This is a genomic window from Flavobacterium sp. 90 (genome assembly GCF_004339525.1).
Lineage (GTDB): Bacteria > Bacteroidota > Bacteroidia > Flavobacteriales > Flavobacteriaceae > Flavobacterium.
The window spans coordinates 6,224,754-6,237,084 of record NZ_SMGE01000001.1; the positions used below are offsets into that span (position 1 = coordinate 6,224,754).

General features: G+C 31.8%; 15 protein-coding genes. 13 read left to right on the forward strand and 2 right to left on the reverse strand.

What is annotated here, in order from left to right; all coding sequences use genetic code 11:
• Positions 1-4 precede the first annotated feature (4 nt).
• On the forward strand, positions 5-559 hold the full coding sequence (locus tag C8C83_RS25325) for a DUF3575 domain-containing protein (protein ID WP_121331296.1): 555 nt from the start codon (positions 5-7) through the stop codon (positions 557-559).
• On the opposite strand, the gene C8C83_RS25330 is transcribed toward C8C83_RS25325, so the two are convergent.
• On the reverse strand, positions 560-787 hold the full coding sequence (locus C8C83_RS25330; RefSeq protein WP_121331297.1) for a VF530 family protein: 228 nt from the start codon (positions 785-787) through the stop codon (positions 560-562).
• A 153-nt stretch (positions 788-940) separates the two neighbouring features.
• Here C8C83_RS25330 and smpB point away from each other — a divergent pair, with 153 nt between their 5' ends.
• The 3 genes from smpB to C8C83_RS25345 all read left to right on the forward strand — a co-directional run bounded on the left by smpB (position 941) and on the right by C8C83_RS25345 (position 3,256).
• On the forward strand, positions 941-1,396 hold the full coding sequence (smpB, locus tag C8C83_RS25335) for an SsrA-binding protein SmpB (protein WP_099711846.1): 456 nt from the start codon (positions 941-943) through the stop codon (positions 1,394-1,396).
• A gap of 77 nt (positions 1,397-1,473) precedes the next feature.
• On the forward strand, positions 1,474-2,115 hold the full coding sequence (locus C8C83_RS25340; protein ID WP_121331298.1) for a membrane lipoprotein lipid attachment site-containing protein: 642 nt from the start codon (positions 1,474-1,476) through the stop codon (positions 2,113-2,115).
• 91 nt (positions 2,116-2,206) lie between these two features.
• The gene (locus C8C83_RS25345) at positions 2,207-3,256 is read left to right on the forward strand and encodes a Fic family protein (RefSeq protein WP_121331299.1); all 1,050 of its coding nucleotides are present in this window, start codon (positions 2,207-2,209) and stop codon (positions 3,254-3,256) included.
• 28 nt (positions 3,257-3,284) lie between these two features.
• Here the strand turns inward: C8C83_RS25345 and C8C83_RS25350 are convergent, their stop codons facing one another.
• A complete protein-coding gene (locus C8C83_RS25350) occupies positions 3,285-3,926 on the reverse strand; it encodes a protein-L-isoaspartate(D-aspartate) O-methyltransferase (RefSeq protein ID WP_121331300.1) in 642 nt (213 codons plus the stop codon).
• Positions 3,927-4,069: 143 nt separating this feature from the next.
• On the opposite strand from C8C83_RS25350, the gene C8C83_RS25355 reads away from it, so the two are divergent.
• The 9 genes from C8C83_RS25355 (at position 4,070) to C8C83_RS25395 (ending at position 12,055) form a co-directional block, all read left to right on the forward strand.
• The gene (locus tag C8C83_RS25355; protein ID WP_121331301.1) at positions 4,070-5,035 is read left to right on the forward strand and encodes a Gfo/Idh/MocA family oxidoreductase; all 966 of its coding nucleotides are present in this window, start codon (positions 4,070-4,072) and stop codon (positions 5,033-5,035) included.
• A gap of 90 nt (positions 5,036-5,125) precedes the next feature.
• Positions 5,126-6,013: a 3-hydroxyacyl-CoA dehydrogenase NAD-binding domain-containing protein gene (locus C8C83_RS25360; protein ID WP_121331302.1), complete on the forward strand. Its 888-nt coding sequence runs from the start codon at positions 5,126-5,128 to the stop codon at positions 6,011-6,013.
• A 12-nt stretch (positions 6,014-6,025) separates the two neighbouring features.
• Positions 6,026-6,547: a hypothetical protein gene (locus C8C83_RS25365; RefSeq protein WP_121331303.1), complete on the forward strand. Its 522-nt coding sequence runs from the start codon at positions 6,026-6,028 to the stop codon at positions 6,545-6,547.
• Positions 6,548-6,561: 14 nt separating this feature from the next.
• Positions 6,562-7,152 (forward strand): hypothetical protein, encoded by a 591-nt coding sequence (locus C8C83_RS25370; protein WP_121331304.1) that lies wholly within the window; start codon positions 6,562-6,564, stop codon positions 7,150-7,152.
• On the forward strand, positions 7,152-7,826 hold the full coding sequence (locus tag C8C83_RS25375; RefSeq protein ID WP_121331305.1) for a YggS family pyridoxal phosphate-dependent enzyme: 675 nt from the start codon (positions 7,152-7,154) through the stop codon (positions 7,824-7,826). Before C8C83_RS25370 ends, C8C83_RS25375 begins: the two co-directional genes overlap by 1 nt.
• An 86-nt stretch (positions 7,827-7,912) precedes the next feature.
• Positions 7,913-9,274, forward strand: coding sequence for an exonuclease domain-containing protein (locus tag C8C83_RS25380; RefSeq protein ID WP_121331306.1), 1,362 nt, complete (start codon positions 7,913-7,915; stop codon positions 9,272-9,274).
• A gap of 30 nt (positions 9,275-9,304) precedes the next feature.
• Positions 9,305-10,144 carry an ion transporter gene (locus C8C83_RS25385; RefSeq protein WP_121331307.1) on the forward strand — a complete coding sequence of 280 codons (840 nt, stop codon included), beginning with the start codon at positions 9,305-9,307 and terminating at the stop codon, positions 10,142-10,144.
• A gap of 153 nt (positions 10,145-10,297) precedes the next feature.
• Positions 10,298-11,218 (forward strand): tRNA (adenosine(37)-N6)-dimethylallyltransferase MiaA, encoded by a 921-nt coding sequence (miaA, locus tag C8C83_RS25390; RefSeq protein WP_121331308.1) that lies wholly within the window; start codon positions 10,298-10,300, stop codon positions 11,216-11,218.
• 90 nt (positions 11,219-11,308) lie between these two features.
• On the forward strand, positions 11,309-12,055 hold the full coding sequence (locus C8C83_RS25395) for an acyl-ACP thioesterase domain-containing protein (protein WP_121331309.1): 747 nt from the start codon (positions 11,309-11,311) through the stop codon (positions 12,053-12,055).
• The last annotated feature ends 276 nt before the right edge of the window (positions 12,056-12,331 follow it).

Consider the following 12,331-nt stretch of genomic DNA (forward strand, 5'->3'; position numbering starts at 1 on the left):
CCACATGAAAAAATTACTGATTCTTCTTGTTCTTTTCTTTACAATACATTCACAAAGTCAAACTTTTATTAAATTTAATGCGGCTACAGCTTTAATAGGTGTGCCAAATGTTGGTATTGAAACCAGTATTGGAGAGAAAACTACTTTTAGTTTTGATGTAATGGCTTCTTTTTGGAAATCATTTAATGGCCATAACCCTATGGAATTCTATACGTTCACTCCTGAAATTCGTTATCATTTCAAAGAAAAGTATAATGGTTTTTATGCTGGCTTTAATGCTGGTCCTGACTTTTATCAAATTCAAAAATGGAATTACTGGGACACGAACAAATACGAACACGGTTTTGGTTATCGAGTAGGTGTTACAATTGGATACAATATCAAATTAAGCGATAAATTTTTACTAGATATTTTTGCAGGTGGTGGCTGGCATCAAGGTTTTTATCATGGATATTACAATGATGGAACTCCGGGAAGATATGAAAAAGCTCCAAACTGGAACAAAAGTGGCGAATGGCTTCCGTATCGTGGCGGTGTTATGATTTCTTATAAATTGTAATTATTTTGTAAACTTAGGCAGTGATTTTACATATAAATCTTCTACTTTTTTACGAGCCCAATCCGTTTTTCTTAAGAATGTTAAACTTGATTTTACACTAGGGTTTGACAAAAAGCATTTTACGGGAATCAACTCTCCTAATGTGTCAAAACCATAATGTTCAACTAATGATTCTAAAATTTTTTGAAGTGTAATTCCGTGTAAAGGATCTTTAGATTGATTCTGCATTTTATACTTTTTAGATAATAATAAAAAGACCGTGCTTTAAAAAAGTACGGTCTTTATTTTTTACAAAATTAGTAAATTGAAATCTAAATCAATTAAATCTTTAATTATCTTTAGACATATCAAAGTTTTCCAATTTTGTTTACATTTGTACTTATGTTAAAAACAGTCAATATACTTAATAAAAGAGCTCGATTTGATTATGAGATAATCGACACTTATACTGCCGGAATTGTTTTATCCGGAACTGAAATTAAATCAATACGATTAGGCAAAGCTAATATTACCGAAAGTTTCTGCGAATTTAGTAATCTCGAACTTTTTGCGATCAATACCTATATAGAAGAATATTCTTTTGGAAATCAATTTAATCATAAATCCAGAAGTGAGAGAAAATTACTTTTGAATAAAAAAGAATTAAAAACTCTTCATAAAAATGTGCAGGCAAAAGGACTTACAATAGTTCCTTTAAAATTGTTTACCAATGAAAAAGGATTAGCAAAATTGCAAATTGGTCTTTGTAAAGGAAAGAAAAATTACGATAAGCGTGAATCTCTTAAAGAACAGGATACCAAACGTGATTTAGATCGAATAAAAAAAGCTTATAACTAAAAGTTATTTTTACCAGAACTAGTATTCTTTATCATTTTATACGTATTTTTACTACAATAATTCTAAAAAAATGTAATATGAAGAAGTACTTATTTTTATTAATCATTGTTTTTGCGCTTTCAAGTTGTGGTAGCAATACTTCTATCGTCAACAGTTGGAGAGATCCTAAAGTAACTGTCGCTCAGGAAAATTTCAAAAAAGTATTAGTTGTTGTTCTGGTAAAAGATGAAGCTTCGAGAAGAGTTGCCGAAAATAGAATTGCAGCAAGTAATCCTATTTTTAAAACTTCTTATGAATACCTAAACGAAACAGTCAAAGATCTTACTAAAGAACAAAAATTAAAAATTCTACAAGACGAGAATTTTGATGGAGTAATTACAATGCGATTAGTAAGTACAGACAAAGAAACTACTTATGTTCCTGGAACTTATACCGGAATGTATTACGGTGGGTTTGACGGAATGTACACTGGAATGTATGGTTATGGTTTTGGAAATTGGTACGGAATGTACTCTCCTAACTTTTACGATCCGGGATATTATCAGGAAACAACTTCGTATATGGTAGAAACGAATATTTTTTCATTAAAAGAAAACAAACTTATCTGGACAGGAACCACAAAATCAGATTACGTTACTGATTTAGGCCAAACAGTTGATGCAATTATGCAAACAGTTGTAAAAGAAATGAGAAAAGACGGATCACTTCCTCCTAAATAAAAAATATGATCAAAAGCAATAGTTACCTATTGCTTTTTTTATCTAAATAAAAATGACTAAATCTGTCAAGACATTTTAAATCATTAAAAAAATGAAAACACTTCTTAAAAACGCAAGAGAACAAAAAGGATTAAAGACCCGAGAAGTGGCACAAATACTTGGTATTGACCAAGCCTTAATAAGTAAATTTGAATCTGGAACAAGAAAACCAACTAAAGATCAAATTTCTAAACTTTCTCAACTTTTAGAAATCGATTACGAAACTTTGATGATTGCATGGCTTAAAGAAAAAATTCTCTACGAAATTGGAGATGATGACTTTGCTTTAAAAGCTTTAATACTAGCCGAGCAAGAAATAAAATATAATAAAACAGTTTCAAAATTAAAGATTTCCAATACTTTAGAAAAACTTTTAAAAGAGATCGATCTTTTAAAAGAAAAACTAGATAGTTATCGACAATATGATAGCTTTAAAATCACTCAGGCATTAGAGTTAGAATATACTTTTGAAAGTAATCGGATTGAAGGCAATACGATGACACTTCGAGAAACAGATATGGTTATCAATGAAGGTTTGACTATTTCCGGAAAAAGTATGCGAGAGCATTTAGAAGCAATCAATCATCACGAAGCGATTGGATTTATTAAAGATTTGATGCAAAGAAATGTTTCGCTAAACGAACGTGACCTTTTATCAATTCATAATTTAATTCTACGTGGGATAATTCCAGAAGATGCTGGTCGTTACAGAAAAGTTCAAGTTATGATAAAAGGAAGTACGCATATGCCGCCACAACCTTTTATGGTTGCAAAAGAAATGGAAGACTATTTTATTTGGTACGAAATCAATAAAAACAAATTACATCCTGTTATTCTAGCTGCCGAAATGCACGAAAGATTAATCACAATTCATCCTTTTATTGATGGAAACGGACGAACTTCTCGTCTTGTCATGAATTTAATTCTATTACAAAAAGGTTACATAATTGCTAATATAAAAGGAGATTACGATAGTCGCACGCATTATTATCAAACTCTTGAAACTGCTCAAACCAAGAATAACAAAGAAGACTTTTTACTTTTTGTTGCTCAAATTGAAAAAGAAAACCTTGAACGATATATTAGTATTATTGCTCAATAAAAAAAGCCCAACTAAATTGGGCTTTCTATTAATTTTTATCTTCTAATAAAGGAACGAATCGAAATTCTCCAAACTCATGTTTTTCGAATTGAGTTTCATTTTTTCGAATCAGCAAAGTCATAATCTGAACATCTTCTCCTAAAGGAATAACCAGTCTCCCTCCTATTTTTAACTGCGCCATTAATGGCTGCGGAATAAAAGGAGCGCCTGCCGTAACTATAATACTATCAAACGGTGCATAAGTTGGTAAACCTTTATAACCATCTCCAAATGATAAATGTTTAGGACGAATATTTAATTTTGGAAATAAATTTGAAGTAGTTCTAAACAACTCATTTTGTCTTTCTACACTATACACCTTAGCTCCCAACATACATAAAACTGCAGTTTGGTAACCGGAGCCGGTTCCAATTTCAAGAATCTTGTGTTCTTTTTTAACTTCTAATAACTGAGATTGAAAAGCAACAGTATAAGGTTGCGAAATAGTTTGCCCCGCTCCTATAGGAAAAGCCTTATCCTGATAAGCGTAATCTTCAAAACTAGAATTTAGAAAAAGGTGTCTTGGGATTTTTTTTATCGCATCCAAAACCGCTTTATCAGTAATTCCTTTTTGTTCTAAAGTGCTTACTAATTGATTACGAAGTCCTTGATGTTTGGCAGTGTCTTTCAAAATAGGTAGGTTTTATTTTTGCAAAAATAGGAAACAAAACAGTAAATCAAATATTGATTTTTAAATATTAAATTCCTAAATCTTTATTGCATTAACTTTCACTTTCGACAAATAAATTATATTTTTGTTTAAAATACATTCTCATGTTAAAAGTAGGAGTTTTAGGTGCAGGTCATCTTGGTAAAATACATTTACGCTTATTACAACAATCTGACAAGTACGAATTAGTTGGATTTTACGACGAAAATCAAGAAAATGCCGAAAGAATTTCAAAAGAATTCGGTTATAAAAACTTCAGTACTATTGCAAAATTAATCCACGCTGTGGATGTAATTGATATTGTGACACCAACACTTTCTCATTACAAATGTGCAAAAGTCGCTATCAAATCCGGTAAACATATCTTTATCGAAAAACCAATTGCCAACACTGTAGAAGAAGCTGAAGAAATTATTGCTTTAGCAAAAGAATACAATGTAAAAGGTCAGGTTGGTCATGTTGAACGCTTTAATCCAGCGTTTATTGCTACAAAAAACATGATCGAAAATCCCATGTTTATAGAAACGCATCGTTTGGCCGAGTTTAATCCACGTGGTACAGATGTTCCTGTAGTTCTCGATTTAATGATTCACGATATTGATGCTATTTTGAGCGTTGTACATTCAAAAGTAAAAGATATTCACGCAAGTGGAGTTTCGGTAATTAGTGATACTCCGGATATTGCCAATGCAAGAATTGAATTCGAAAATGGATGCGTTGCCAATTTAACAGCAAGCAGAATTTCGATGAAAAACATGCGTAAAACACGTTTCTTTCAAAGAGATGCCTACATTTCAGTTGATTTTCTGGAAAAAAGATGCGAAGTTGTTCGTATGAAAGATGCTCCTGAAGTTCCAGGAGATTTTGACATGATTTTGCAAAATGCCGAAGGTGTAAAAAAACAAATCTATTTTACTAATCCTGATGTTGAACAAAACAATGCAATTCTGGACGAATTAGAGTCTTTTGCAAACGCAATAAAAACTGATACTACGCCAGTTGTAACGCTTGAACAAGCTACAGATGCTTTAAGAGTAGCGTATCAGATTATTGATTGTTTCGAAAAATAATACAAAAATATAACCCATTATTTTTAAGGTTTAAAGCGTATTTCTAAGTAGCTTTAAACCTTAACTTTTAAAATTAAAATATCAAATTCAATGAAAACTATAGCTGTAATTGGTGCAGGAACAATGGGTAACGGAATTGCTCACACATTTGCACAAAGTGGTTTTACGGTAAAACTTATCGATCTATCCGAAAAATCATTAGACAAAGGAATGGCAACTATCGCTGCCAATTTAGATCGAATGCTTTCTAAAGGAACAATTACTCAGGAAGATGTTGCAAAAACGATCACCAATATTATTACCTATACAGATATTAAAGATGGCGTTGTTGGAGTGGATTTAGTTGTTGAAGCTGCTACAGAAAACGTAGAGTTAAAACTGAATATTTTCAAACAATTAAACGAAGCTTGTTCTCACAATACAATTCTGGCAACTAATACTTCTTCGATTTCAATTACACAAATCGGGTCTGTTGTCGCACATCCTGAACGTGTTATTGGTATGCACTTTATGAATCCGGTGCCAATTATGAAATTAGTCGAAATCATTCGCGGATACAATACAAGCGATGAAGTGACTAAAATTATCATGGATTTATCTGAGAGATTAGGAAAAGTTCCTGTTGAAGTAAACGATTATCCTGGTTTTGTGGCAAACAGAATTTTGATGCCAATGCTAAACGAAGCAATCGAAACGTTATATAATAAAGTTGCTGGTGTTTACGAAATTGACACTGTAATGAAATTAGGAATGGGACATCCAATGGGACCGCTTCAATTGGCTGATTTTATTGGTCTTGATGTTTGTCTTGCTATTTTGAATGTAATGTACGAAGGTTTCAAAAATCCTAAATATGCTCCTTGTCCATTATTAGTAAATATGGTAAGAGCCGGAAAACTTGGTGTAAAATCCGGTGAAGGCTTTTACGATTATAGAGAAAGTAAAAAAGCAGAGAAAATCTCTAAGCAGTTTGTTTAAGATTTTTAAAATATGATAACATTTGAAAGTGAATATAAAAATTTCAATCAGCGATTTTTTCGTATAAATAATTTGTTTTTTTTTATTGAATTTATTCTTTTTTCGCCGATAATTATAATTTTTAACCTTTCAATCTTTTTTACAATTATAATTGAAATCTTTTTGGTAGCAATTTGCATATATACAATTGTTAATCAAAACAAAAGTAATATTCATATAATAGCATTAGAAGGAAATAATATTGTTTTACACGGTGAAACATTTAATACAAGTTGGGTAAAAGCACTAAATCTAAAAGAAACTAATATCCAGATAAATTGTATCGGCTCTCGACAAGGATTAAGAGGTGCTACTTTTTATTTAAAATTGAAAAGTACAAAAGATAATTACCTCATAAATTCATTCGATACATATTCTGATGAAGGCATTATACAGATCTTTAATGAGTTTAAGAAGTTAAAGGAAGAAAAAATAATCGTAGACGAAAGAATAATATTATTGCAAATTCAAGAGAAAATAGAAAAATATCAATAACATCGAATTTAAACATGAGAAATTTTATTTTGGCATTTATATTGTTTTCAACAGCTAATTGTATTTCTCAAAATGATGCAGTAAATTTAAAAAATCGAGAATTTACAATTCATGAAATTGATAGTATTTGCGAAAAAAATGGGCATGGCTTCATTTCAGATGGTGTCATAAGAATTGAAACTGAGACTGAAGTAGACAAAATTAAAACAAAGTTTCTTAGTGCAAGAGGTGGATATTCATATAGTTTTTATCTACACCATTTTAATGAAGATAATTATAATTTACTTTCGAATATCGAAAAAAGAAAATATAATTTTGACAAGTACAGCAATTTAATAAAAGGTCAATATCATGAAAGTATTCATTATTTAAATTCTTATTCAGACAATATTACGGGAGAATTTTACTATTTTGACACAAAACTTTTCTACGTAAAAATTAAAATCATACGAACTGAAGATAATAAAAAAGATATTTCAGAAACCTATAATTATAGTATTACCGAATTAAACAATTTAAAAGAAACACAAACTCTTTCTTCATTTGAACTTAAAAGTTGGGTAGCTAAAAAAAATGATCAAATAATTAAGTATTACAATCAATAATGAGTGCAATAAAGCAAAATTTGCTTCAAATAAAAGGCAATTTACCTGAAAACGTAACTTTGGTTGCGGTTTCTAAAACTAAACCTGTTTCGGATTTGATGCAAGCATACGAAGCTGGTCAGCGTATTTTTGGAGAAAATAAAATCCAGGAAATGACTGATAAGCACGAACAAATGCCAAAAGATATTCAGTGGCACATGATAGGTCATGTACAATCGAATAAAGTCAAATTTATGGCACCGTTTGTGAGTTTGATTCATGGAGTTGACAGTTTAAAATTATTGCAGGAAATCAATAAACAAGCTTTAAAAAACAATAGAATTATCGATTGTTTGCTTCAAATATATATTGCCGAAGAAGAATCTAAATTTGGTTTAGACCAAAACGAATTAAATGAATTATTATCTTCGTCAGAGTTCAAAGAAATGAAAAACATTCGTATCTTAGGATTAATGGGAATGGCAACCTTTACAGAAAACCAAAACCAAATTAAAAAAGAATTTATACATTTAAAATCGATTTTTGATTCTTTAAAACATATTAACGAATATGGTAAAGACGCACTGCAGTGCGTCTCTACAATTTCCATGGGAATGTCCGGAGATTATCAACTTGCCATAGAATGCGGAAGCACAATGGTTAGAATTGGAAGCAGCATTTTTGGAGGAAGGTAATTTTTCAAAAATCGCTTATCAAAAGACACACTGCAGTGCGCCTTTACAGAAAACTGAATACTAAAAACTGAGACTGAATACTGAATTTGTACGCAATACTAGACATAGAAACCACTGGAGGCCAGTTTAACGAAGAAGGAATTACTGAAATCGCCATTTATAAATTTGATGGTCATGAAGTAGTTGACCAATTCATTAGCCTTGTTAATCCCGAAATTCCGATTCAGCCTTTTGTGGTGAAATTAACCGGAATCAATAATGCTATGTTGCAGTCAGCTCCAAAGTTTTTTGAAGTCGCCAAAAGAATCATCGAAATCACTTCAGATTGTATTATCGTAGCACATAATGCCTCATTTGATTATAGAATTTTACGTACCGAATTCAGACGTTTAGGTTATGATTTCGAAGCCAGAACACTTTGCACTGTTGAACTTGCCAAAAAACTAATTCCGGATCAGCCTTCTTATAGTTTAGGCAAGCTTGTTCGTGCACTTGGAATTCCAATGGCAGACAGACATCGTGCCAGCGGAGACGCAATGGCAACCACCAAGTTGTTCAAAATGCTTCTCGAAAAAGACTTGGAAAAAACAATCGTCAAAGATTTTATAAAACTTGAAGTCGAAAAAGGAATTGCTCCAAAACTACTGGATCTTTTAGCGCAAATGCCTGCAAAAACTGGCGTTTACTACATTTATAATGAAGGTGGAAGCCTTATATATATTGGCAAAAGCCAAAATATCAAAAAGAGAATCAATCAGCATTTTACCGGAATTACAACTAAAAGTAAAAAAATTCAAGCCGAAGTTTTCACCATAACTTATGACGAAACCGGAAGCGAATTAATTGCACTTTTAAAAGAAAGTGAAGAAATAAAAATAAACCGTCCCAGACATAATCGTTCTCAAAGAAAAACCATTTTTTTATATGCATTATATGCCGAAAAAGATGCAAATGGCTATATGAATCTTAGGCTTGAAAAAGCAGATGGACGAAAAAAAGAAATCACCTCGTTTGCTACTTTACAAGAAGGTAAAAATGCGCTTTTCAGATATACATCAAAATATCATTTGTGTCAAAAGCTTACCGGATTATACAAAACCCAAAAAGAGTGTTTTCAATATAAAATAAAAGAATGTGACGGTGCTTGTATTGGCGAAGTTAGTCCTGAAGAATACAACATTCGCGTTCAGCAATTTATATCCGAAAATAGCTTTGAAAACAAAAGTATGATTCTACTTGACAGAGGTAGAAACGTGAATGAAAGAAGCGCTGTATTAATCGAAAACGGAATTTATAAAGGTTACGCTTATTACGACCTGAATTATCAAATTACCAATATTGAGATTCTAAAAAACATTCTGATCCCGATGCAGCACAATCGAGATGTAAAAAATATTATTCAAAATTACATCCGAAAAAGTAAATCGCTTAAAATCCTTCATTTTTAACACAACAAAACTTTCATTATCTTTGTAGATATGAAAAAAATTAAATCAAAATACGATCTTTTCAGGCAAAAAACCCAAATTATTATTTACGGTAGTAATACATTTTTTGGGCGTTTATTTGATTTGATACTTTTGGGACTTATTTTACTAAGTGTCCTTTTAGTAATGTTGGACACAGTTGAAGGTATCAATCAAAAATACCACTCACAACTTCTTGTTTGCGAATGGATTATTACTATTTTCTTTACCATAGAATTTATTTTACGTATTATTTCGATACAAAAACCCCTAAAATATGTTTTCAGCTTTTACGGAATCATCGATTTAATGGCAATACTCCCCATGTATTTATCTATATTTTTTCCTGCGACAAATGTTTTAACCATTGTAAGAATCCTGCGTTTCTTTCGATTGTTTAAAATCTTGCACATACCGCAAATTTCACAGCAATCCAAACAACTTCGGGAAGCTATGGAAGCCAGCAAAGAAAAAATTTTGGTATTTATCTACTTTGTAATTATTAGCGCAGTAATTATTGGTTCACTAATGTACGTTGTCGAAGGCAAAGAAAGTGGTTTTACCAGCATTCCTGTCGGGATTTATTGGGCAATTGTAACCCTAACTACCGTTGGTTACGGCGACATTTCGCCGGCGTCTCCATTAGGTCAGTTTTTAGCCTCGCTAGTTATGATTATGGGTTACGGAATAATTGCCGTGCCAACAGGAATCGTAACGGCAGAATTTGCAAAAAGCAGCTTACGAAATAATGCAGTTAGCACAAAAAAAACATGTCAAAAGTGCAATTCACAATTGCATTTTGATAGCGCAAAATATTGTCATGAATGCGGAACCGAGTTATCAAATAATTAATTTAATGAGCTATTTCCAGCTGTACATTCCAACTCCTCCTTATATTTGTTGTTTTTTTAAGGCATAAAAAGAGCTTCTAAAGTCGCTTTTTTATCCCAAAAAAAACTAACAAATATAAGTCCGGGGTTTCCATTGCCATCTGGGCTAAAAAATATGAAATACTTAATAACCATCGTCGGACCAACAGCCATAGGAAAAACAGCCTTAAGCATTGCTTTGGCACAACATTTCAAATGCGAAATAATCTCTTGTGATAGTCGTCAATTCTTCAAAGAAATGACAATTGGCACAGCCGTTCCTAATCAGGAAGAATTACAAGCTGCAAAACATCATTTTATCCAAAACAAATCAATTTTCGAAAATTATACCGTTGGTGATTACGAAAAAGAAGCACTTCTTAAATTAGAAGAATTATTTCAAAATAATGATTTCGCCATTCTTATTGGCGGTTCAGGATTATATGTTGATGCAATTTTAAAAGGTTTCGATGAATTCCCCGAAATTGATCCAGCGGTACGTTCTCAGGTAAATTCTAATTACGGCAACCTCGGAATTGAATATTTGCAAGAACAATTACAACTTTTAGATCCTGATTATTATCAAAAAATAACCGTAGAAAATCCACAAACGCTTCAAAATCCGCAGCGAATGATGCGTTTTGTAGAAGTTTGTATCGGAACTCAAAAGCCATATTCCTCATTTCTAAATCAGAAGAAAAATAACAGAAACTTCACTCCTATTTTAATTGGTTTAGAAGCAGAAAGATCCACAATTTACGACAGAATCAACCAACGAGTTGACATCATGATAAACGAAGGTTTATTGCAGGAAGCAGAAACTTTATATCCTAATAAAGCGTTAAATGCGCTGCAAACCGTCGGTTATCGAGAATTATTTAGTTATTTTGACGGAGATTTCTCGTTGCCATTTGCTATCGAAGAAATCAAAAAAAACACCAGACGTTTCTCAAAAAGACAACTTACCTGGTTTAAAAGAAATGAAAACACAAAATGGTTTGATTATGCCACAAATAGAAAAAAAATTAAAGATTACATAGAAAATCTTCTAAAGTAAAATCTATTTCTTTTCTCTTTCTTCTATTATCTGATAGAAAAATCTAAAATCAACAATCTAAAATCAACAATCTAAATTCTAAAATTAAAAATGCCTATATCACCAAATTTCACATCAGTTTTAAGTAAAGACTGGGAAATCAATTTTACACAATGTACTCCAAATGGTTTTTTAAAATACACCGATTTATGCAATATTCTACAACTAACAGCTGCAGCACATTCAGAAGTTGGAGGCATTAGTTTTTTTGATATGCAGGAATTTCACCAAGCTTGGGTTTTAAGCAGAATGCGCGTTGAAATTTCGGCGCTACCAAAATGGCAAGATATTGTAACCGTAAAAACATGGATCAATAGTTTAGAAAATTCCCGTTCTGTTCGTGCCCTTGAAATGTACGTAAACGGTAAAAAAATAGTAGGCTGTGAAACTTATTGGGCCGTATTTAATACGCAAGCGCGCCGTCCTGAACCATTGGCTTTACCTTACGAACATTTTGAATTATTCCCAGACAATAGAGCAACAACCGAAGGTTTTTCTAAAATAAACATCAACCACGAAAAAGGAGCTATTTTTGAAAAAACCGTTTATTTATCAGATTTAGATATTGTAAATCATGTCAATAATGTCAAATACTTAGAATGGTGTTTAGATCATGTAGATGAAAAGCGAATTTTAAAACAAGAAGTAAAAAGTTTCGAAATGAATTTCATGAAAGAACTTTCACTAAAAGATAATGTAGTAATTCACGAAAGTGAAGACGACGATCATACTACGGCAACATTCAGTATTACTAAAAATGAGAAAACGTGTTTTGCATTAGAATTACATTGGAAGTAAACATTTTGCCCACGGATTTTACTGATTGAACTGGTTTACACAGGTTATTTTAATTTAGATTCGTGCAATTTGTGTAGTCCCTAAGGGACAAATATTCGTTTTCTCAATACTATTTCCTACCGACATATAATCTCTACGAGATATTTCTCTTTGAATAAACATGCAAAAGTTAAAAAAAGCTTTGAAATACTCCGTTACGAGTTAAATCTCGGTAAAACACAAAAACAACCTTCCTGAAAATTGTCCCGTAGGGACGACATAAAAAAACAATATAAT

Excerpts from the sequence above, each read along its gene's own strand:
- C8C83_RS25325 (WP_121331296.1), top strand. The coding sequence starts at position 5 with ATGAAAAAATTACTGATTCTTCTTGTTCTTTTCTTTACAATACATTCA.
- C8C83_RS25330 (WP_121331297.1), bottom strand. The coding sequence starts at position 787 with ATGCAGAATCAATCTAAAGATCCTTTACACGGAATTACACTTCAAAAA.
- smpB (WP_099711846.1), top strand. The coding sequence starts at position 941 with ATGTTAAAAACAGTCAATATACTTAATAAAAGAGCTCGATTTGATTAT.
- C8C83_RS25340 (WP_121331298.1), top strand. The coding sequence starts at position 1,474 with ATGAAGAAGTACTTATTTTTATTAATCATTGTTTTTGCGCTTTCAAGT.
- C8C83_RS25345 (WP_121331299.1), top strand. The coding sequence starts at position 2,207 with ATGAAAACACTTCTTAAAAACGCAAGAGAACAAAAAGGATTAAAGACC.
- C8C83_RS25355 (WP_121331301.1), top strand. The coding sequence starts at position 4,070 with ATGTTAAAAGTAGGAGTTTTAGGTGCAGGTCATCTTGGTAAAATACAT.
- C8C83_RS25360 (WP_121331302.1), top strand. The coding sequence starts at position 5,126 with ATGAAAACTATAGCTGTAATTGGTGCAGGAACAATGGGTAACGGAATT.
- C8C83_RS25365 (WP_121331303.1), top strand. The coding sequence starts at position 6,026 with ATGATAACATTTGAAAGTGAATATAAAAATTTCAATCAGCGATTTTTT.
- C8C83_RS25370 (WP_121331304.1), top strand. The coding sequence starts at position 6,562 with ATGAGAAATTTTATTTTGGCATTTATATTGTTTTCAACAGCTAATTGT.
- C8C83_RS25375 (WP_121331305.1), top strand. The coding sequence starts at position 7,152 with ATGAGTGCAATAAAGCAAAATTTGCTTCAAATAAAAGGCAATTTACCT.
- C8C83_RS25385 (WP_121331307.1), top strand. The coding sequence starts at position 9,305 with ATGAAAAAAATTAAATCAAAATACGATCTTTTCAGGCAAAAAACCCAA.
- miaA (WP_121331308.1), top strand. The coding sequence starts at position 10,298 with ATGAAATACTTAATAACCATCGTCGGACCAACAGCCATAGGAAAAACA.
- C8C83_RS25395 (WP_121331309.1), top strand. The coding sequence starts at position 11,309 with ATGCCTATATCACCAAATTTCACATCAGTTTTAAGTAAAGACTGGGAA.